Annotated in this window: 19 protein-coding genes and 1 other RNA gene; 19 read left to right on the top strand and 1 reads right to left on the bottom strand. The window is 63.4% G+C overall.

The window, feature by feature from the left end; genetic code table 11:
* The first annotated feature begins 94 nt into the window (after positions 1-94).
* From BQ8482_RS36830 to BQ8482_RS36800, 7 genes are all read left to right on the top strand, one after another.
* A complete protein-coding gene (locus BQ8482_RS36830; RefSeq protein WP_123151969.1) occupies positions 95-298 on the top strand; it encodes a hypothetical protein in 204 nt (67 codons plus the stop codon).
* A 461-nt stretch (positions 299-759) separates the two neighbouring features.
* Positions 760-1,479, top strand: a complete 720-nt coding sequence (locus BQ8482_RS36825) for a J domain-containing protein (protein WP_095494817.1) — start codon at positions 760-762, stop codon at positions 1,477-1,479.
* Positions 1,476-2,237 carry an N-acetylmuramoyl-L-alanine amidase gene (locus BQ8482_RS36820; RefSeq protein WP_123151968.1) on the top strand — a complete coding sequence of 254 codons (762 nt, stop codon included), beginning with the start codon at positions 1,476-1,478 and terminating at the stop codon, positions 2,235-2,237. Before BQ8482_RS36825 ends, BQ8482_RS36820 begins: the two co-directional genes overlap by 4 nt.
* Before the next feature lie 184 nt (positions 2,238-2,421).
* Positions 2,422-3,201, top strand: coding sequence for a transglycosylase SLT domain-containing protein (locus tag BQ8482_RS36815; protein ID WP_123151967.1), 780 nt, complete (start codon positions 2,422-2,424; stop codon positions 3,199-3,201).
* A gap of 59 nt (positions 3,202-3,260) precedes the next feature.
* Positions 3,261-3,658, top strand: an RNA gene (gene rnpB / locus BQ8482_RS36810) — RNase P RNA component class A.
* Between the two features lie 180 nt (positions 3,659-3,838).
* Entirely contained in the window at positions 3,839-4,114 is a 276-nt protein-coding gene (locus BQ8482_RS36805; protein ID WP_123151966.1) for a type II toxin-antitoxin system ParD family antitoxin, read from the top strand.
* Entirely contained in the window at positions 4,111-4,413 is a 303-nt protein-coding gene (locus BQ8482_RS36800) for a type II toxin-antitoxin system RelE/ParE family toxin (RefSeq protein WP_123151965.1), read from the top strand. Before BQ8482_RS36805 ends, BQ8482_RS36800 begins: the two co-directional genes overlap by 4 nt.
* A 9-nt stretch (positions 4,414-4,422) precedes the next feature.
* Here BQ8482_RS36800 and BQ8482_RS36795 read toward each other — a convergent pair whose 3' ends face one another.
* Entirely contained in the window at positions 4,423-5,538 is a 1,116-nt protein-coding gene (locus BQ8482_RS36795) for a cystathionine gamma-lyase (RefSeq protein WP_123151964.1), read from the bottom strand.
* A gap of 405 nt (positions 5,539-5,943) precedes the next feature.
* Between BQ8482_RS36795 and mraZ the strand changes: the two genes are divergently transcribed.
* The 12 genes from mraZ to murB are packed head-to-tail and all read left to right on the top strand — an operon-like array spanning position 5,944 to position 19,659.
* Positions 5,944-6,402 carry a division/cell wall cluster transcriptional repressor MraZ gene (gene mraZ, locus BQ8482_RS36790; protein WP_123151963.1) on the top strand — a complete coding sequence of 153 codons (459 nt, stop codon included), beginning with the start codon at positions 5,944-5,946 and terminating at the stop codon, positions 6,400-6,402.
* A complete protein-coding gene (gene rsmH, locus BQ8482_RS36785; protein ID WP_123151962.1) occupies positions 6,399-7,430 on the top strand; it encodes a 16S rRNA (cytosine(1402)-N(4))-methyltransferase RsmH in 1,032 nt (343 codons plus the stop codon). Before mraZ ends, rsmH begins: the two co-directional genes overlap by 4 nt.
* Before the next feature lie 6 nt (positions 7,431-7,436).
* The gene (ftsL, locus tag BQ8482_RS36780) at positions 7,437-7,832 is read left to right on the top strand and encodes a cell division protein FtsL (protein ID WP_123151961.1); all 396 of its coding nucleotides are present in this window, start codon (positions 7,437-7,439) and stop codon (positions 7,830-7,832) included.
* On the top strand, positions 7,829-9,553 hold the full coding sequence (locus BQ8482_RS36775) for a peptidoglycan D,D-transpeptidase FtsI family protein (protein WP_123151960.1): 1,725 nt from the start codon (positions 7,829-7,831) through the stop codon (positions 9,551-9,553). Before ftsL ends, BQ8482_RS36775 begins: the two co-directional genes overlap by 4 nt.
* Positions 9,554-9,607: 54 nt before the next feature.
* The gene (locus BQ8482_RS36770; RefSeq protein WP_123151959.1) at positions 9,608-11,065 is read left to right on the top strand and encodes a UDP-N-acetylmuramoyl-L-alanyl-D-glutamate--2,6-diaminopimelate ligase; all 1,458 of its coding nucleotides are present in this window, start codon (positions 9,608-9,610) and stop codon (positions 11,063-11,065) included.
* On the top strand, positions 11,062-12,495 hold the full coding sequence (locus BQ8482_RS36765; protein WP_123151958.1) for a UDP-N-acetylmuramoylalanyl-D-glutamyl-2,6-diaminopimelate--D-alanyl-D-alanine ligase: 1,434 nt from the start codon (positions 11,062-11,064) through the stop codon (positions 12,493-12,495). The genes BQ8482_RS36770 and BQ8482_RS36765 overlap by 4 nt, the downstream gene beginning before the upstream one ends.
* Before the next feature lie 24 nt (positions 12,496-12,519).
* Positions 12,520-13,602 carry a phospho-N-acetylmuramoyl-pentapeptide-transferase gene (mraY, locus tag BQ8482_RS36760; RefSeq protein ID WP_123151957.1) on the top strand — a complete coding sequence of 361 codons (1,083 nt, stop codon included), beginning with the start codon at positions 12,520-12,522 and terminating at the stop codon, positions 13,600-13,602.
* An 8-nt stretch (positions 13,603-13,610) separates the two neighbouring features.
* Positions 13,611-15,014 (top strand): UDP-N-acetylmuramoyl-L-alanine--D-glutamate ligase, encoded by a 1,404-nt coding sequence (gene murD, locus BQ8482_RS36755; RefSeq protein WP_123151956.1) that lies wholly within the window; start codon positions 13,611-13,613, stop codon positions 15,012-15,014.
* Positions 15,014-16,165 (top strand): putative lipid II flippase FtsW, encoded by a 1,152-nt coding sequence (gene ftsW / locus BQ8482_RS36750; protein ID WP_123151955.1) that lies wholly within the window; start codon positions 15,014-15,016, stop codon positions 16,163-16,165. Before murD ends, ftsW begins: the two co-directional genes overlap by 1 nt.
* Before the next feature lies 1 nt (position 16,166).
* Positions 16,167-17,294, top strand: coding sequence for an undecaprenyldiphospho-muramoylpentapeptide beta-N-acetylglucosaminyltransferase (gene murG, locus BQ8482_RS36745; RefSeq protein ID WP_123151954.1), 1,128 nt, complete (start codon positions 16,167-16,169; stop codon positions 17,292-17,294).
* A complete protein-coding gene (murC, locus tag BQ8482_RS36740; RefSeq protein WP_123151953.1) occupies positions 17,291-18,697 on the top strand; it encodes a UDP-N-acetylmuramate--L-alanine ligase in 1,407 nt (468 codons plus the stop codon). Before murG ends, murC begins: the two co-directional genes overlap by 4 nt.
* On the top strand, positions 18,694-19,659 hold the full coding sequence (gene murB, locus BQ8482_RS36735; protein ID WP_123151952.1) for a UDP-N-acetylmuramate dehydrogenase: 966 nt from the start codon (positions 18,694-18,696) through the stop codon (positions 19,657-19,659). The genes murC and murB overlap by 4 nt, the downstream gene beginning before the upstream one ends.
* Positions 19,660-19,797 lie beyond the last annotated feature (138 nt).

Below are 19,797 nucleotides of genomic sequence, written 5' to 3'. Positions count from 1 at the left end.
GCGGAAACGCAACGTTATGAAACTCATAGGGCACTTGGTGCATTCTGCCCTCGATCGTCACCGGTAGCGGGGGCGTGATTAGAGGAGAGATGTCATGAAGAAACTCATTCTTGCGTCAGTTTCGGCGCTTGCCCTGCTTGGCGTTGCGGCTTGCAGCGACAGCGGCACGGGCGGGGACGCCACAACCACGCAGAGCACCAATCCGCCGGCGGCTGAACAGCCGATGCAGCCGGCTCCTGATGCCACGAAGCCGGCCGAGCCGGCTCCGACAGAGCCTGCTCCTGCGCCGGCGCAGTAGTTTATCTGACTGAAGATTGAGGGAAGGCCGGCATGATGCCGGCCTTCCCAGCATCTGGTTCAAGACACGCGCCTTGCGGCGATGGCCATCACCGCAAGCGCGAATGGTATGGTTTCGCCCGTCACTTTTTCGCCCAGCAGAAGGGCCGAAATTGCAGCAATTGTGCCTGGCTGACGCGGGCGATAGCGCCCGGCAGACCACCTGCCTGCCCGGCATTTCCCGCGCCAGTTTCCCCGAGACGACATAGCCTAACCTCGCCGCCAGGGCGGGAACGAACGGCAAGATGTCGCAAGGCCTGCGGTTTTCTCGCGATATGGCCGGTGTCGCGGCTGCCGTCTGCTTGTTTTCCATAATCGATGGTTAGCGCCACCTACTTCAGGCATCCCACGAAATCGGCTGGGCCGGCCCTGCGGCATTGTCTTCGCTTGATAGCGGTGGCCGGTTAGCCCTAATAGGTGATCATGTCGATTTGGGATCGCCTCGGCGACTTCATCACCCGCGTTTCGTCCTCAACCTCGTCGGGTGTCGCCGACGTCGTCGAGGCCGTGCGTACGGTTTTCTCCGGCGATCCCGATCTGCGCCGGCGCGTCGCCTTCTCGGTGGCGATGATCGCGCTGTCGGCCAAGATGGCCAAGGCCGACGGCATCGTCACGCAGGACGAGGTGCGCGCCTTCCAGCAGATATTCGAAGTGCCGAAGGACCAAACGCGCAATGTGGCGCGGCTCTATGATCTGGCCAAGCGCGACATCGCCGGATTCGAGACCTATGCCGCGCGGATGGCGCAGCTTTGCGGCTCCGGCCATTCGAACTGCGCGATGCTGGAGGACATTCTCGACGGGCTGTTCCATATCGCCAAGGCTGACGGGCTGGTCCACGAGCGCGAAGGCCAGTTCCTGCATCGTATCGCCGAGATATTCCGGATCGAGGAGGCGCATTACCAGAGCATTCTGGCCCGGCACGTCGACCTGGGTGCGGCCGATCCCTATGTCGTGCTTGGCATCGAGCGGGGAAAAACGTTCGAGGAGGTCAGGAAGCGTTATCGCAAGCTGGTTTCGGACAACCATCCCGACCGGCTGATCGCACGCGGTCTGCCGCAGGAATTCATCAAGATCGCAACGAGCAGGATAGCGGCAATCAACGCGGCCTATGAGATGATCGAACGAGGCCTGCGGCACGCATGAGCGGCTTCCCCCCCGACGAGCCGAGCGCCGAGGTAAGGGTATCGCCGAATTTCGGTCCACGACGCGAGAAGCCCGACATGATCGTGCTGCACTACACCGGCATGGAGACTGGCGCCGGCGCCGAAGCATGGCTGTGCGATCCGGCCAGCGAGGTTTCGTCGCACTATCTCGTCGATGAGGATGGCCGGATCGTCCAGATGGTTAGCGAAAGCGACCGTGCCTGGCATGCCGGCAAGAGTTCGTGGTTCGGACGCACCGACATCAACTCCTGTTCGGTCGGCATCGAGATCGTCAATCCGGGGCATTTACTGGGCTATCGGAATTTTCCGAAACGGCAGATCGATGCCGTCATCGGCCTGTGCAAGGGGATTGTCCAGCGCCATTCCATTCCAGCCCAACGAGTGCTCGCCCACTCCGACGTGGCGCCGGGACGCAAGATCGACCCGGGCGAGAAATTCCCTTGGAAGGCCCTGTTCGAGGCCGGTGTCGGCCATCTCGTCGAAGCGGCACCTGTCAGGCGTGGCGCGGTGCTGAAGGCCGGCGATGCGGATGCCGAGGTTGAGGCGCTGCAATCGATGCTGGCGCTCTACGGTTATGGCGTGGAGATATCAGGCAATTTTGACCGGCATACCGAAATCGTGGTCGAGGCTTTTCAACGGCACTTCCGCCAACGCAAAGTGGATGGTGTGGCCGACGGATCGACAATCCACACGCTGGAAAGGCTGCTTGCCTCCGTGAGGGCAGTTCCGCCCAAGTAGTCTTTTCCTAGCTGTTAAGTTACAACCTGTCACTTAAAGTGACTTGCCTCGCCTTTTTTGCCGCCAATTCGGTCGTCAAAGGCGATCCGTGCAAGTTGTCGGACCTACAGCCCCCCAGATGTTCCGATGTTGATTAGCGTAGCTGCGTGAAGTTCTTCGCGCGGCTCAAACAGAACAGGATCCCATGCAGAAATTGACCGTTTTAACGGCAGCTGTTGCTGCCGGCGTAATGACTTTTGCCATCGGTGCGGCGAATGGCGCGCCACTGAGCCAGCGAGCCGACCAGGGTTTCATTACCGCGTCCGACAAAACCGCCACGCCGAAAGCCGGCCAGGGCGCAAAGGAAAAAAGGACAGCCTCCGCAAAGGCGGAAAAAGCTGCTGCGGTAAAGGTGAAAAAGCCAGCATCCGCAAAGCCGGAAAAAGCTGGGGTAAAAGTGAAAAAGCCAGTCTCTGCAAACAAGGCAGTCTCCAAGCGGCATGTGAAGCGCAACAGGACCCGCATCGACCAGGCGACGACGGCGGCGATCGGCCGGAAAAGCAGGGCGGCGGCGCCGAAGGCGGCGGTCGCCGGCGGCAGCGGCCAGTATTCGACGATCATCGAGCGTCATGCCGCCAGCAATGGTGTGCCGGTGTCGCTCGCCAAGGCCGTCATCATGATCGAGAGCAGTTTCCAGCCGAACCAGGTCGGCAGCGCCGGTGAGATCGGCCTGATGCAGATCAAGCCGTCGACGGCGCGGATGATGGGTTACAGCGGCTCGATCAAAGGTCTCTACGATCCCGAGACCAACATCAAATACGGCATGAAATACCTCGCCATGGCGCGGAACCTCGGCGACGGCACGACATGCGGCACGATCCTGAAGTACAATGCCGGCCATGGCGCCAAGCGTATGAACCCGATATCCGCGGCCTATTGCGGCAAGGTCAAGGTGCAGCTGGCCGCGCTTGGAGCGCCGGCGTAAAAAGCCGGAACCTGCTTTTTTGTTTGCGTTTTCGGACGTGAATCCCTTTATACGCCTTGCCAGCTGGCCGGGCGGCCGTACCCGCGAAGCCGAAAGGCTGCGGGTGAGGAAAGTCCGGGCTCCATGGAGACACGGTGCCGGTTAATGGCCGGCGGGGGCGACCCTAGGGAAAGTGCCACAGAAAGCAAACCGCCACGATCCGTCGTGGTAAGGGTGAAAGGGTGGGGTAAGAGCCCACCGCGCGACTGGCAACAGGAGCGGCACGGTAAACCCCACCGGGAGCAAGACCGAATAGGGGCGGTGCGAGGGGAAACCCTCGAGGGCTGTTTCCGGCTCACCGTCCGGGTAGGTTGCGTGAGGTGCATGGCAACATGCGCCCAAGATGAATGGCCGCCACGTTCTCGCGCCGCAAGGGGCGAGGGCCATACAGAACCCGGCTTACAGGCCAGCTGGCAATTTCTTCCAGATTCTACAAGGAAATTCCCTGATATCAGCAGGTTGCGTCTTCGGGCGCGCCTGCTGGTTCAGGCGCCTCATTGACTGAATCAGCTTTCACTGGGCTGTGCATGGAGCGAGCGTTTCTTGAAATTGGTACGATTAAATCGTACCATAGGCCGGGCAATATCAGGAGCGCATCATGGGCCAGGTCGACAAACGCAGCATCACGCTTTCGCCGGAACTGGCGGCGGCCGTCGACGATGTGGTCGCCGCAGGCGAATATGCTTCGGCGAGCGAGGTGATCCGCGACGCACTCAGGCAATGGAAGGACCGCCGCGACTTGCATGGCTACACGGTCGAGGAGCTGCGCAAGCTGGTGCAGGAGGGGATCGACAGCGGGCCGGGACGGTTTGCGTCGATCGACGAAATCAAGGCCGAAGCGCGCAGGCGATTGAAATCCGATAACGCGGCATGAATTTGCTGCCCATCATCCGAACTGCAAATGCAGAAGAGGATTTGATCGCGATCTGGCTTCATATCGCGCGAGACGACGAGGCTGCAGCAGACCGGCTGCTCGACGGGATCGAAGCCCGCTGGCAGCAACTGGCGACTTATCCCTTCTCAGGCGCGCCGCGCGAAGACATTGCGCCCGGCATTCGCCACCTGGTCGTCGGCGAATATCTCACCCTGTACCGTGTCGGCGGAGATGCCATCGAAATCCTGCGTGTGCTGCATGGCCGGCGCAATATTGAAGCCGACGATCTGGCTTCCTGATCGGTTCGTTCAGCCGCCGGCGCCGTCCAGTGACGCCTGCATCGCCTGCCAAAGCTCTTCCACCGGCTCGCAGCCGACCGACAGGCGAACAAAGCCGGGCGGCACTGCATCACCCCAGCGGGCGCGCCGCTCGGCCGAAGAGTGGACGCCGCCGAAGGAGGTCGCGGGCTGGATCAGGGCGCAGGCGCCGATGAACGCTTCGGCCTTGGCTTCACTCCCCAGGTCGAGACCGATAAGGAAGCCGAAACGCTCCATTTGGGTGGTCGCCAGATTGTGCGAAGGGTCATTCTCCAGTCCAGGAAAGCGGACGGATTTCACGCTCCGATGATTTGTCAGGCGTCGGGCGATCAGTTCGGCCGACGTGCACATGCGGTCGAAGCGGACTTCCAGCGTCTCGAGGCCTCGATGGACCAGCCAGGCTTCGAATGGTCCGGGGATGGAGCCCGACAGTTTGCGCCAGTCGCGGATGGCGGTGATGATCCCGGTGTCACGGCTGGCGACATGGCCGAACAGCGCGTCGGAATGGCCATTGGGCGCCTTAGTGTCAGCAGCAACGACGATATCGGCGCCGAGATCGAGCGGGCGCTGACCGTAAGGCGTCATCGTGGTGTTGTCGGCGACGACCAGCGCGCCGGCCTCGTGCGCAAGGCGCGCCACGCCGGTCATGTCGCAAATGTCCAGCCCGGGATTGGATGGGGTCTCGACGAACACCAGCCGGTAGCCGGAAAAACTGCCGTCCAGAAAGGACTTGGTCGGTCTTGTGTCAAACGAGACGCCTAAAGGTTTGAGGAAGCGCTCGGCAAGCAGGCGCGGCGTGTAGTAACCATCGGACGGCAACAGGATGCGATCGCCTGCCTTGAGCAGCGCGAAGAAGACCGCCGAGATCGCGGCCATGCCCGACGGGAACGCTACAGACGGCGCGTCCTCAAGGTGGCCGAGCATGTCTTCCACCGCGTCCCATGTCGGGTTGTCGTAGCGCCCGTACTGGCTGACGCCGGCCGGGTTGCCGGGCAGATGGAAAGTTGTCGTCACTATCAGCGGCAGTGAGACCGGGTCGCCCTTGGCGAGCTTGACGCCACGCAAATGGGCAAGGGTGGCGGCGCGCGACTTCGCTGTTTCGGACATCGGTTTTTCGAACCCTGACTTTGAGGAGAAGAATGCGCAGACGCTATGCCGGGTCACACCGGCAGGCAAGCGCCGAACCGTGCCGGCAAACCGCTCTAAACGCTTCGTTAGGCTTAATGGAGCATAAAGACGGGAGTGCCGTCAAAGCTGCTCTTATCGGTTGTGGCGCGCGCGTTTGTGAAGCCTATTCCCGTTGACGCCCATAGCGCCCCATGATATCCCATTTCAATATTCAAGCCTTCGTTCCGCGTCAGGGTGAAGCGTACGCCAATCGGGCAGCCGCGGCGGCTGAGCGTTTGCTTGTTTTCGCCTGGAACGAAGTGAGTTTTGGGCAGGGACCGCGCCGGGGCGGCGCGGGCGGGAAGATGCAGAGGGGTGCGGCGGCGCAAGCGGCCGTAACGCGTAATGGACCGGTTTCTGTCAAGCGCGGTGAACAGGATCGATGCGAAGGGACGGGTGTCCGTTCCAGCGCATTTCCGTGCCGTTGTCCAGAAACGCGGCTATTCGGAACTCTATGCGCTGCGCTGCCTGGATCGCCCGGCGATGGATGTCGGCGGGCTCGACCTGCTCGACCGCTACGAGCAGCGCATCGCGCAGGAAGACCCCTTCCTGCAGACGGCGGACGACATGTCGTTCTTCTGCCATGGCGATGGGACATTTCTCAAGCTCGATCAGGACGGCCGCATCTCGATGACCGATTTCATCCGCGAGCACACCGGCATTTCCGCGGAAGCGGCGTTTGTCGGTCGCGGCAATTTCTTTCAGATCTGGGAACCTGGACGGCTCACCGCCTATGGGGCGGAAGCACGCGCCCGGCTTTTGCAGCTTCGGCAGGGGACGAAGCCTGGGGAGCGACCGGAATGATGGCGGGCTACGGCGATGACCCTCACGCCGCAGGCGGACCGGCTCGCCATATTCCGGTCCTCCTTGCCAAAGTGATGGAGGCGCTTTCCCCTAAGGCGGGCGAGCTGATCGTCGACGGCACCTTCGGCGCCGGCGGCTACACCAAAGCCATTCTGGCAAGCGGCGCCTCGGTCGTCGCCATGGACCGCGATCCGGATGCGATCGCTGCGGGGCGTGTCCTCGACCAACAATCAGGCGGCAAGCTCAGGCTGGTTCAGGCGCCGTTCTCGACATTGGACGAGCATGTCGAAAGTGCTGACGGCGTCGTGCTCGACATCGGCATCTCCTCAATGCAGATCGACCAGCCGGAGCGCGGTTTTTCGTTCCGCGCCGACGGACCACTCGATATGCGTATGGCGCAGGCTGGCCTCAGCGCCGCTGATGTCGTCAACAGCTTCAAAGTGGGCGACCTTGCCCGCATCTTCGGGTTTCTTGGCGAAGAGCGTCACGCCGGCCGCATCGCCCGCATGATCGAGAGCCGTCGCGAAAAACATCCGTTCGAGCGCACGCTCGACCTTGCCGACGCCATCGAGACGCATGTCGGCCGCGCGCCGAAGGACAAGATCCATCCGGCGACCCGCGTCTTCCAGGCGCTGCGCATCTTCGTCAATGACGAACTCGGCGAACTGGCCAAAGCGCTGTTTGCGGCTGAACGCGTGCTGAAACCGGGAGGACGGCTGGCCGTGGTGACGTTCCACTCCCTGGAAGACCGCATCGTCAAGCGCTTCATCGCCGATCGCGCCGATGCGGCAACCGGATCGCGGCACCTGCCCGAGGCGCAAGCGCGCACCGCCACCTTCAAAAAGGCGGGTAGCGGCGTGACGCCTGATGAGGCCGAGATATCAGCCAATCCGCGCGCACGCTCGGCAAGGCTGCGCGCTGCGATCCGCACCGAAGCACCGCCGCGCGCCGGCGACTTTTCGATTTTCGGGCTTCCAAAACTTCCTGACCCAAAACTTCCCGGTGCCGACCGCCCGGGAGAGAGGTGAGCGCACGTGTTTCGTACCAGCGACATAGTCCTTATCGCCGTCATGGTTTCGGCTGCGGCCTTGACCTTCAAGACCAAGCGCGAGGCCGAGGAACAATTGGCGGCGGTGCACAAGATCCAGGCGCAGATCCGCTATGAGGAGGATACGATCGATCTCCTGAAGGCGGACTGGAGCCTGCTGACCCAGCCGTCGCGCCTGCAAAAGCTGGCCGAGATCTACAAGTCGCAACTCGAACTCGAGCCGGTCAGCGCCCGCCAGATCATCGGGCTGGACGACCTGCCGGCAAAACCCCTCACCATCGAGGACCTTTCGTCGCAGCGGCTGGGCGGCATGGCCGACAATTCCGGCAAAGGACCCTTGGGCGACAAAGACCCCGTGGTGACCGGAGGCATCGTCCAATGATCGCCAGATTTCCATCGATCGCCAGACTGCTGAAGCGCCGCGCCAAGTCGGAAGACGGATCGATTGTGGTCGAAGGCGCCCGCAAGGCGACCGGCGGCAAGGGCAGGACCCGCATCGTGATGACGATGGCGGTGTTCTTCGGCATCTATTCGACCATCACCGGGCGGCTGGTCTATCTGGGTTTTCAGAACCCCGACCTGTCCGGCGGTCCGCAGAGCCGGGTGACGGCGTCACGGCCCGACATCGTCGACCGCAACGGCGAAGTGCTGGCGACGGACATCAAGACGGCGTCGCTGTTTGCCGAACCGCGCCGCATTGTCGACGCCGACGAGGCGATCGAAAAGCTGGCGACGGTGCTTCCCGAGATCGACTACGAGCAGACCTACCACAAGCTCAAGAGCGGCGCCGGCTTCGTCTGGCTGCAGCGGCAACTGACGCCCAAGCAACAATCTGACATCATGCAGCTCGGTGTTCCCGGCTTCGGCTTCCGCACCGAAAAGCGCCGCTTCTATCCGGCTGGCGAAACTTCGTCCTACATTGTCGGGCTCACCAACATCGACAACCAAGGCATCTCCGGCATGGAGAAATACATCGACGAACAGGGGCTGAGCGATCTTCAGGCGTCGGGCCTGGCGGTGGCCAAGGATCTGAAGCCGGTGCAGCTCTCGATTGACCTGCGCGTCCAGCATATCGTGCGTGACGAGGTCGCCACCGGCATGGAGAAATACCGCGCAGTCGCGGCGGGCGCCGTCGTTCTCAACATCAAGACCGGCGAAGTGATGGCGATGGCATCGGTTCCGGATTTCGACCCGAACAACCCCTACAATGCGCAGGACAAGGACCGCTTGAACCGCATGTCGGCCGGCCTTTACGAAATGGGTTCGACGTTGAAGAGCTTCACCACCGCCATGGCGCTCGATTCCGGCAAAGTGACGCTGGAAAGCCGTTTCGACGCTTCGCGCCCGATCAGGATCGGCCGTCAGACCATCCATGATTTTCACGGCAAGGCTCGGGTGCTGTCGGTGCCCGAAGTGTTCATCTACTCGTCCAACATCGGTTCGGCCAAGGAAGCCGAAGCGGTTGGCATCGAGGGGCACCGCGAATTCCTGCATCGCCTGGGGATCCTCGAGAAGATGCAGACGGAACTGCCGGAGGTCGCCCGCCCGACCGAGCCCAAAGTCTGGAAACAGGTCCATTCGATCACCATCGCCTTCGGTCACGGTGTGTCGACAACGCCGCTGCAGACGGCGGTCGGCTGCGCTGCGCTGCTGAACGGCGGCTATCTGATCCAGCCGACATTCCTGAGGCGCGCACAGGAACAGGCGATGTCGGTGGCCAAGAAAGTGGTCAGCGACAAGACGGTCGAGGGCATGCGCTATCTCTACGCACTTAACGCCGAGAAAGGGTCAGGCAGGAACGCCAGGGTTCCAGGTTACCGCGTCGGCGGCAAGACCGGAACGGCCGAGAAGGTTGTCAACGGCCGCTATTCAAAGGACAAGAATTTCAACGCCTTCGTCGCGGCTTTCCCGATGGACGATCCGCAATACATCGTGCTTACGATCGCCGACGAACCGAGGCCGGAAAAACCCGGCATGGGTGCAACGGCCGCCTCGAATGCTGGCGTCATGGCTGCGAACATTGTCCGACGTTCGGCTTCCATGCTTGGCGTGAAGCCAGATTTCAGCCATGAAAATGGCGCAACGCTGGTTTCCTATCAGTGATTCTTAGGGCGCGCCGGAAACAGCGCGCTATTTTGTTGCGATGAACGGGGTTCGATGAAGCTGAAAGACCTAGCCGGTATCCTGCCTGTCGAGGGGACAGCTTCCTTCGATACGGAGGTTACCGGGATTTCGTCGGATTCCCGCCAGGTAGGACCGGGCGTGGTCTTCTTCGCGCTCATCGGTACCAAGGCCGATGGCGTGGTCTATGCCGCCGATGCCGCCAAGCGCGGCGCAGTGGCGATCGTGGCCGGCAACGGCAGTGCGGTCGCCGGACTGCTGCCGGTGCCCGTTCTCGCCGTCGACGATCCGCGCCTTGCGCTGGCGCTGAGTGCCGCCCGCTACTTCGGCAGCCAGCCGCAAACCATGGTCGCGGTGACCGGGACCAGCGGCAAGACATCGGTTGCGGCCTTCACCAGGCAGATCTGGGAGCAGTCAGGCTTTGCCGCCGCCTCGATCGGCACGACCGGCGTGGTGGCGCCGGGCCGCAACGAATATGGCTCGCTGACCACCCCCGACCCGATAGATCTGCACAGGCTGCTGCGGGAACTGACGGATGCCGGCGTCACTCACGCATCGATGGAGGCCTCCAGCCACGGTCTCGACCAGCGCCGGCTCGATGGCGTGAAGCTTGCAGCCGGCGGCTTCACCAATCTCGGCCGCGACCACATGGACTATCATCCGACAGTCGAGGACTATCATCGCGCCAAGCTGCGCCTGTTCGACACGCTGCTGCCGAAGGGTGCACCGGCCGTCATCTTTGCCGACGATCCGTGGTCGGAGCCGACGATCCGGGCGGCGAGGGCGGCGGGACTGGATGTGCTGACGGTCGGCCGTCACGGCGAGTTCCTGACACTGAAGCGGGTCGAGCACGAGCGCCACCGCCAGCGTGCCGAGGTGGAAGTCGATGGCGTTCTCCACGAGATCGACCTGCCGCTGGCCGGCGATTTCCAGATCGCCAATGCCCTGGTTTCGGCGGGCCTCGCCATCTCCACTGGAACACCTGCCGCCAAAGCCTTGATGGCGTTGGAGAAATTGAAGGGCGCACCGGGCCGGCTGGACCTTGTTGGCACCACTGCCAACGGTGCGCCGGTCTATGTCGATTACGCGCACAAGCCGGACGCGCTGGAAAACGTGTTGGCCTCGGTGCGGCCGTTCACCACCGGTCGCGTCATCGTCGTGTTCGGCTGCGGCGGCGACCGCGACCGGGGCAAGCGGCCGATCATGGGCGAGATCGCCACGCGGCTCGCCGATGTCGTCATCGTCACCGACGACAATCCGCGTTCGGAAGTGCCCGAAACGATCCGCTCCGCGATCCTTGCCGCTGCGCCCGGCGCCATCGAGATCGGCGACCGGCGCAAGGCGATCCACGAGGCGGTCGCCATGCTCCATGCCGGCGACACGCTGATCGTGGCCGGCAAGGGGCATGAAGAAGGCCAGACCATCGGCGCCGAGACGCTGCATTTTTCCGACCATGAGGAAGTCCGCGCCGCGCTCCAGGAGCGCGTCGCATGAACTTCCTGTGGACCTCCGAGGATCTCGTCGCCGCCATGGGGGGACGACCGCTCGGTCCGATGCCGGAAGGGATCAGCGGCATCTCGATCGACAGCCGCAGCCTTGAGCCGGGCGATGCTTTCTTCGCCATCAAGGGCGAGGCGATGGACGGCCATGATTTCGCGACCGCCGCCATCAAGGCCGGCGCCGGCGTGCTGGTCGTCGCCGAGGGCAAGCTGCCGTCACTCGGGCGGCTGACGGCGCCGATGATCGTCGTGCAGGACGTGCTGGCCGCGCTGGAAAAGCTGGGGCTGGCCGCACGCGCGCGCTCGAATGCCAAGATCATCGCGGTGACCGGTTCGGCGGGCAAGACCACCACCAAGGAAGCGCTGCGCCATGTGCTGTCCGCCGTCGGCAAGGTGCACGCATCGGCCCAGTCTTTCAACAACCACTGGGGCGTCCCGCTGACGCTGGCGCGGATGACGGCGGATTGCGACTATGCCGTCTTCGAGATCGGCATGAATCATCCCGACGAGATCCGGCCGCTGGTCAAGATGGTCCGGCCGCATGTCGCCATCGTCACGCTGATCGCCGCGGCACATCTCGGCTTCTTCCGCAATCTGGACGAGATCGCCAAGGCCAAGGCCGAGATTTTCGAGGGGCTGGAACCGGACGGTGCCGTCCTTCTCAACCGTGACGATCCGCGCTGGAAGCTTCTGGACAAGTTGGCGAGAGCCGCCGGCGTCGAGCACATTTACGGGTTTGGCGAGAATGCCCGTGCGACCTTCAAGCTGCTCAAATGCGCGCTGCATGCCGATCATTCTGTCATCACCGCCAAGATCGGCGGGCAGGAGATCACCGCCAGGGTAGGCGCGCCGGGCCGACACATGGTGCAGAATGTGCTGGCCGTGATGGGCGCCGCGCATCTGGTCGGCGCCGACATCGCCAGGGTGGCGCTGGCGCTGGCCGATCTTTCGGCCGAACGCGGACGCGGCAAGCGCCATGTGCTGCGCCACCCCAGGGGTCCGATCACGCTGATCGACGAGAGCTACAATGCCAATCCGGCGTCGATGAGCGCAGCAATGGCGCTGCTCAACGCGACGCCGGTGTCGGGCGAAGGCAGGCGCATCGCGGTGCTCGGCGACATGCTCGAACTCGGCGACCACTCGGCGAAGCTGCATGCAGCCCTTGCCGATCTCATCGTCGGCACAGACACGCGCACGGTCTTTCTCGCCGGCCCGGAAATGCGGGCGCTGGCCGACATCCTGCCTGATGAGATCGAGACGGAGTATCGCGCCGGCGCAGAGGATCTGAAACTGGTGCTTCTGTCGGCGCTGAAGCCCGGCGACGTGGTGATGATCAAATCGTCGAAAGGCATCGGGTTTTCCAAGTTGGTCGACGCACTGCTCAGCAAATTTCCGGCGGTAGCCACAACCGCCAAACAGACCTAGAGCCAGGCCCGGGGACCGAATCGCATGTTCACACTGCTCGTCGAATTCGCGGACAAGATCTCGGTCTTCAACGTCTTTCGCTACATAACCTTCCGTACCGGCGGGGCGCTGATAACAGCGGCGCTGATCGTCTTCATCTTCGGACCGGCTATCATCAATTCGCTGAGGCTGCGGCAAGGCAAGGGCCAGCCGATCCGCGCCGACGGGCCGCAGACGCACTTCAAGAAAGCCGGCACGCCGACCATGGGCGGGCTGATGATCCTGTGCGGCATCATCGGCTCGTCGCTTTTGTGGGCGAACCTGTCCAGCATCTATGTCTGGCTGGTGCTGCTGGTGACCCTGGGTTTCGGCTCGATCGGCTTCTACGACGATTATCTCAAGGTGACGAAGCAATCGCATCTCGGCTTTTCCGGCAAGGCGCGGCTGGCGCTTGAATTCGTCATCGCCGGCATCGCCGCCTGGGTGATCATGCACAACGGCCAGGCGCCGTTCTCGTCATCGCTGACTTTTCCTTTCGCCAAGGAGTTCCTCGTCAATCTCGGCTGGTTCTTCATCCCGTTCTCGTGCTTCGTCATCGTCGGCGCCGGCAATGCCGTGAACCTGACCGATGGCCTCGACGGGCTGGCGATCGTGCCGATCATGATCGCGGCGGCGTCCTTCGGCGTCATCGCCTATCTCTCCGGCAATGCGGTATTCGCCGAATATCTGCAGATCCATTTCGTGCCCGGCACCGGCGAATTGGCGGTGGTCCTCGGCGCGGTGATCGGCGCCGGCCTCGGCTTCCTGTGGTTCAACGCACCGCCGGCGGCGATCTTTATGGGCGATACAGGCTCGCTGGCCTTGGGCGGCCTGATCGGCACGGTCGCGGTTGCCACCAAGCACGAGATCGTGCTGGTCATCGTCGGCGGCCTGTTCGTCGTCGAGATCCTGTCGGTCATCATCCAAGTCGGCTATTTCAAGATGACCGGCAAGCGAGTGTTCCTGATGGCGCCGATCCACCATCATTTCGAAAAGCTGGGCTGGACCGAAAGCCAGGTGGTGATCCGCTTCTGGATCATCGCCGTGATCCTGGCGCTGGTCGGCCTGTCGACCCTCAAGCTCCGATAGGAGGTCGCTTGATCCCCGCTGCATCCTTCGCAGGCAAGCGCGTTTCGCTCTTCGGGCTCGGCGGCTCGGGGATCGCCACTGCGCGCGCGTTGATCGAGGGCGGGGCGGACGTGCTCGCCTGGGACGACAATCCCGGCAGCGTCGCCAATGCCGCGGCCGTCGGTATCGCGACCGGCGATCTGCGCGGCGCAGACTGGGCGAAGTTCTCGGCCTTCGTGCTGTCGCCCGGCGTGCCGCTGACGCATCCGAAGCCGCACTGGACAGTGGAGCTGGCGCGCGCTTCAGGCGTCGAGATCATTGGCGACATCGAGCTGTTCTGCCGGCAGCGGACCTTGCTGGCGCCGGCAGCACCCTTCATCGCCATCACCGGCACCAACGGCAAATCGACGACGACGGCGCTGACGGCGCATATCCTGAAATCGGCCGGACGCGACACGCAGATGGGCGGCAATATCGGCCGCGCGGTGATGACGCTCGATCCGCCGGGACCCGGGCGGCACTATGTCGTGGAATGCTCGTCCTACCAGATTGACCTGGCGCCCTCGATCAATCCGACCGCCGGCGTCCTGCTCAACCTGACGCCCGATCATCTCGACCGTCATGGCACGATGCAGCACTACGCCGCGATCAAGGAGCGGCTGGCGGCCGGCAGCGAGACGGCAATCGTCGGCGTCGACGATTCCTGGTGCGCCCAGCTCGCCGACCGGCTGGAACGGGCAGGCCAGCACGTCATCCGCATTTCCAAGCGCCTGCCATTGACCGACGGCTATTTCGCCGATGGCACCGACCTGATGGAGGCGGTGCACGGCCGTTACAGCCGCATTGCCTTTCTCGAAGGCATCGGCTCGCTGCGCGGCCAGCACAATGCGCAGAATGCGTTGGCCGCTATCGCCGCCTGCCTCAAGGTCGGGCTCGATCTGGGCGAGATCCAGTCGGGCCTGGAGAGCTTTCCCGGGCTGGCGCACCGTATGGAGCAGGTCGGCCGCAAGGGCCGTGTGCTGTTCATCAACGATTCCAAGGCGACCAATGCCGATGCGGCAGCGCCCGCACTGTCCAGCTTTCCGCGCATCTACTGGATCGCCGGCGGGCTCCCGAAAGAGGGTGGCATCGAGCCGTTGCGCGGCCTCTTTCCGCGCGTCGCCAAAGCCTATCTGATCGGTGAGGCCGCACCAGTCTTCTCGGCGACGCTCGGCGAGGCGGTGCCTTACGAGATCTCCGGCACGCTGGCCGCAGCAGTCGAGCACGCCGCAAGTGACGCGGCCAGGGATGATGGCAACGGCGAGGTGGTGGTGCTGCTTTCGCCGGCCTGCGCCAGTTTCGACCAGTTCAAGAATTTCGAAGTGCGCGGCGAAGCCTTCAGGCAAGCTGCGAGCACTATTGATGGCGTGAAGCTCATCGGAGGGACACGGTAATGCAAAGTCGTCTCGACAAAAGCCCGGTTGCCACCTGGTGGTGGACGATCGATCGCTGGTTCCTGGCTGCGTTCCTGTCGCTGATGGGGCTCGGCATCGTGCTGTCCTTCGCGGCAAGCCCGGCGGTGGCCCAGCGCATCGGCCTGGACAGTTTCCACTTCGCCACACGGCAGATCATCTTCACCATTCCCGCACTTGGCGTGATGCTGGCGGTCTCTTTCCTGGAATCGCGGCAGATCAGACGCATGGCCCTGGCGATGCTGTGCATCATGCTGGTGCTGATGGTGGCGGTGCTCTACATCGGCGTCGAGGTGAAGGGCGCGCGGCGCTGGGTGTCGCTCGCCGGCGTGTCGATCCAGCCGTCGGAATTCCTGAAGCCGGCCTTCGTCGTCATCTGTGCCTGGCTGTTTGCCGAACACAAGCGCCAGCCCGACATCCCGGGCAATCTGTTCGCCATGCTGCTGCTGGCCCTCGTCATCTCGCTGCTGGTGGCGCAGCCTGATTTCGGCCAGACAATGCTGGTGCTCGGCACCTGGGGGGTGATGTTCTTCATGGCCGGACTGCCATGGCTGTGGATCATCGCGCTGGGCGCTGCCGGCATCGGCGGCGTGTTTGCCGCCTATACGGTGTTCCCGCATGTCGCCGGCCGCATCGATCGCTTCATGACCGGCGAGGGCGACACGTTCCAGGTCGACATGGGCCGCGATGCGCTGATCAACGGCGGCTGGTTCGGCGTCGGGCCGGGCGAGGGCACCGTCAAGCGGGTGATACCCGACAGCCATGCCGATTTCGTCTACTCGGTGGCCGGCGAGGAGTTCGGACTGATCATGTGCTTCTTCATCATGACCATCTTCGCCTTCATCGTGCTGCGCGGCCTCAGCACCGCGCTCAAGGAGCAGGACGACTTCACACGCTATGCGGTTGGCGGCCTGGTCACGGTCTTCGGTCTGCAGTCGGTCATCAACATGGCAGTCAATCTGCAGCTGATGCCTGCCAAGGGCATGACCTTGCCGTTCATCTCCTATGGCGGCTCCTCGCAGATCGCCATCGCCATCTCGATGGGCAAGGTGCTGGCGCTCACGCGCAAGCGGCCGGAAAAGCGCAAGCAGTTGGGATTCGCACCGTCGCAGCGCGCCATGCCGGCGGAATGAAATGTCGAAAGGCGCGATCCTTCTGGCGGCCGGCGGCACGGGCGGGCACCTCTTCCCGGCCGAGGCGCTGGCGCACGAGCTGATCAGGCGCGGCTGGGCGGTACATCTCGCCACCGATGATCGTGCCGAGCGTTTTGCCGGCCAGTTTCCGGCCGCAGGCATCCATCCGATCCAGTCGGCGACGATGAGTTCGAAAAATCCTTTTGCCGTGCTCGCCGCCTTCTGGAAAATCTGGGGTGGCGTGCGGCAGGCGTCCGCCGTGATCGGCCGGATCAAGCCAGCCGTCGTGGTCGGTTTCGGCGGCTATCCGACACTGCCGCCGCTCTATGCGGCGACGCGGCGCAAGGTGCCGACGCTGATCCACGAGCAGAACGCGGTGATGGGGCGCGCCAACCGGGCGCTCTCCGGCCGCGTCGATGCCATCGCCGGCGGGTTCTTGCCGGAAGATTCAAGCGCTGCGGGCGCCAAGACGGTGACGACAGGCAATCCGGTCAGGCCGCAAGTGCTGGCGGCGGCAAAGACGCCTTATGCGGCGTCGACCGGGGAGCAGCCGTTCCGCTTTCTGGTGTTCGGCGGCAGCCAGGGCGCACAGTTCTTTTCCGACGCAATTCCAGCGGCGGTAGCACAGCTTTCCGACGCACAACGCAAGCGGCTTGATATCACCCAGCAGGCTCGTGCCGACGACGTCGAGCGGGTGAAGGCGGCCTATGCCGCCCTTGGCGTCGAGGCTGAGGTATCGCCCTTCTTCACCGACATGGCGGCGCGCATGGCTGCGGCGCATCTGGTGATGTCACGATCCGGCGCATCGACCGTATCGGAAATCGCGGTGATCGGCCGGCCAGCGCTGCTGGTGCCCTATCCGCACGCGCTCGACCACGACCAGGCTGCCAATGCCGCGGCATTGGCAGCGGCAAATGGCGCCGAAGTGCATCCGCAATCCTCGCTCTCGCCCGAGCGCATCGCTGCGCTCGTCGGGGCGCTGATGGACGATCCGGAGCGGCTGACCACAATGGCAGCGGCGGCGAAATCGGCCGGAAAACCGGACGCTGCACGGTTGCTCGCCGATCTGACAGAGGCTATTGCGTCGAACAAAAGCGTATCGGACTTCAGGAAGGAGACGCACGCATGAAGATGCCGCAGACGATCGGCCTCGTGCATTTCATCGGCATCGGCGGTATCGGCATGAGCGGCATCGCCGAGGTGCTGCACAATCTCGGCTACAAGGTGCAGGGGTCCGACCAGGCCGACAGCGCCAACGTGCAGCGGCTGCGCGACAAGGGCATCGAGTGCCTTGTCGGTCATCATGCCGACAATATCGGCGATGCCGAAGTGGTGGTCGTCTCGACGGCGATCAAGAAATCCAATCCGGAGTTGAAGGCCGCACGCGAGAAACTGCTTCCCATCGTCCGTCGCGCCGAGATGCTGGCCGAATTGATGCGCTTCCGGCAGGCGGTGGCCATCGGCGGCACGCATGGCAAGACGACGACGACCTCGATGGTGGCGACGCTGCTCGAAGCCGGCGGGCTCGATCCGACCGTGATCAATGGCGGCATCATCAATGCCTACGGCACCAACGCCCGCATGGGCGACGGCGAATGGATGGTGGTCGAAGCCGATGAGAGCGACGGCACCTTCCTGAAGCTGCCGGCCGAGATTGCCGTCGTCACCAACATCGATCCCGAGCATCTCGACCACTACGGCTCCTTCGACAAGGTGCGCGAGGCCTTTCGCCAGTTCGTCGAGAACGTGCCGTTCTACGGCTTCGGCGTCATGTGCACCGACCATCCGGAGGTTCAGGCGCTGGTCAGCCGCATCGAGGACCGGCGCGTCATCACCTATGGCGAGAACGCGCAGGCCGACGTACGTTTCACCAATCACCGCATGAACGGCCCGATCTCGGAATTCGACGTGGTGATCCGCGACCGCAAGAGCCGCGGCCAGTCGACGATCTCAGGCCTGCGCCTGCCGATGCCCGGCCGTCACAACGTCGCCAATGCGACGGCGGCGATCGCTGTGGCGCATGAGCTCGGCCTTTCGGCCGAGGCGATCAGGAAGGGCCTGTCGTCCTTCGCCGGCGTCAAGCGGCGCTTCACCCGTACGGGTTCGTGGAACGGCGTCGATGTGTTCGATGATTACGGCCACCATCCGGTCGAGATAACGGCGGTTCTGAAGGCGGCGCGCGATGCCACCAAGGGCCGCGTCATCGCCATTGCCCAGCCACACCGCTTCACCCGGCTGCACGACCTGTTCGACGAGTTTTCCGTCTGCTTCAACGATGCCGACACGGTGATGGTGGCGCCGGTCTATGCGGCAGGCGAAGAGCCGATCGACGGGGTGACGTCCGAAGCATTGGTGTCGCGCATCCGCTCCGGCGGCCATCGCGACGCGCGCTACATCGAAGGCCCCGCGGCGATTGCGCCGGTTATCCGCGATCTGGCGAAACCAGGCGATTTCATCGTCTTCCTTGGTGCCGGGAACATCACGCAATGGGCCTACGCGCTGCCCAAGGAACTCGGCGGTACTGCCTCATGATGCGCGGCCAGGCATTGATCGACAAGCTTGGCGGCCGGCTTGCCGGCCTGCGCGGCCGCATCACGCCCAATGCCGAGATGGACAAGATCACCTGGTTTCGCGCCGGGGGACTGGCCGACGCGCTGTTCCAGCCGGCCGACGAGGACGATCTCGCCACATTCCTGAGAGCAGTGCCCGAAGAGATACCGCTGACCATCGTCGGCTTCGGCTCGAATCTGCTTGTCCGCGACGGCGGTATTGCGGGTTTCGTCATCCGGCTTTCGGCCAAGGGCTTTGGCGAGGCCGAAGTGATTGCGCCGACCACGATCAGGGCGGGTGCCGCCACGCCCGACAAGCGCCTTGCCGCTGTCGCCTATCAGGCTGGTATAGGCGGCTTCGAATTTTACCACGGCATTCCGGGTGCCATCGGCGGTGCGCTGAGGATGAACGCCGGCGCCAATGGCGTCGAGACGCGCGAGCGCGTCGTCGAGGTGCGGGCGCTCGACCGCAAGGGCAATGTGCATACGCTGAGCAACGCCGATATGGGCTACGCCTATCGCCATTCGGCAGCACCTGCCGGGCTGATCTTCACATCGGCTGTATTCGAAGGGGTTTTGGCAGACAAGGCCGCGATCCAGGCGGCGATGGACGCCGTCCAGCATCATCGCGAGACCGTGCAGCCGATCCGGGAAAAGACCGGCGGCTCGACCTTCAAGAATCCGGAGGGCACCTCGGCCTGGAAGGAGATCGACAGAGCTGGTTGTCGGGGGCTGATGATCGGCGGCGCGCAGATGTCGCCGGTGCATTGCAACTTCATGATCAACACGGGAACCGCGACCGGCTACGACCTCGAATATCTCGGCGAGACGGTGCGCACGCGTGTGCTCGAAAAGTCGGGCATCCGGCTGCATTGGGAAATCAAACGCATCGGCAATTTCCGGCCGGGGCACGAGGTCCAGGAGTTCCTCGGACAGTTGCTCTAAAGACTCACAACACAGTTTTCGCTGCCGTTTTTGCGGAAAGTGAATCTCTCGGAATCGTAAGGACTTGCCAGTGAATCAACTCTCTGATTCTCTGCCCTGAAGCGTTTCCTGATTTGAGTCGTTTCGACGCGTTGCCAG

Source organism: Mesorhizobium delmotii, assembly GCF_900149755.1.
Taxonomy (GTDB): domain Bacteria; phylum Pseudomonadota; class Alphaproteobacteria; order Rhizobiales; family Rhizobiaceae; genus Mesorhizobium; species Mesorhizobium delmotii.
This window is presented reverse-complemented; position numbering and strand designations above follow the sequence as displayed.

Coding starts and splice junctions, on each gene's coding strand:
- mraY (WP_123151957.1), top strand. CDS start 12,520: ATGTTCACACTGCTCGTCGAATTCGCGGACAAGATCTCGGTCTTCAAC.
- BQ8482_RS36825 (WP_095494817.1), top strand. CDS start 760: ATGTCGATTTGGGATCGCCTCGGCGACTTCATCACCCGCGTTTCGTCC.
- BQ8482_RS36795 (WP_123151964.1), bottom strand. CDS start 5,538: ATGTCCGAAACAGCGAAGTCGCGCGCCGCCACCCTTGCCCATTTGCGT.
- BQ8482_RS36765 (WP_123151958.1), top strand. CDS start 11,062: ATGAACTTCCTGTGGACCTCCGAGGATCTCGTCGCCGCCATGGGGGGA.
- BQ8482_RS36815 (WP_123151967.1), top strand. CDS start 2,422: ATGCAGAAATTGACCGTTTTAACGGCAGCTGTTGCTGCCGGCGTAATG.
- BQ8482_RS36770 (WP_123151959.1), top strand. CDS start 9,608: ATGAAGCTGAAAGACCTAGCCGGTATCCTGCCTGTCGAGGGGACAGCT.
- murC (WP_123151953.1), top strand. CDS start 17,291: ATGAAGATGCCGCAGACGATCGGCCTCGTGCATTTCATCGGCATCGGC.
- BQ8482_RS36775 (WP_123151960.1), top strand. CDS start 7,829: ATGATCGCCAGATTTCCATCGATCGCCAGACTGCTGAAGCGCCGCGCC.
- BQ8482_RS36830 (WP_123151969.1), top strand. CDS start 95: ATGAAGAAACTCATTCTTGCGTCAGTTTCGGCGCTTGCCCTGCTTGGC.
- ftsW (WP_123151955.1), top strand. CDS start 15,014: ATGCAAAGTCGTCTCGACAAAAGCCCGGTTGCCACCTGGTGGTGGACG.
- mraZ (WP_123151963.1), top strand. CDS start 5,944: ATGGACCGGTTTCTGTCAAGCGCGGTGAACAGGATCGATGCGAAGGGA.
- rsmH (WP_123151962.1), top strand. CDS start 6,399: ATGATGGCGGGCTACGGCGATGACCCTCACGCCGCAGGCGGACCGGCT.
- BQ8482_RS36805 (WP_123151966.1), top strand. CDS start 3,839: ATGGGCCAGGTCGACAAACGCAGCATCACGCTTTCGCCGGAACTGGCG.
- BQ8482_RS36800 (WP_123151965.1), top strand. CDS start 4,111: ATGAATTTGCTGCCCATCATCCGAACTGCAAATGCAGAAGAGGATTTG.
- BQ8482_RS36820 (WP_123151968.1), top strand. CDS start 1,476: ATGAGCGGCTTCCCCCCCGACGAGCCGAGCGCCGAGGTAAGGGTATCG.
- murB (WP_123151952.1), top strand. CDS start 18,694: ATGATGCGCGGCCAGGCATTGATCGACAAGCTTGGCGGCCGGCTTGCC.
- murG (WP_123151954.1), top strand. CDS start 16,167: ATGTCGAAAGGCGCGATCCTTCTGGCGGCCGGCGGCACGGGCGGGCAC.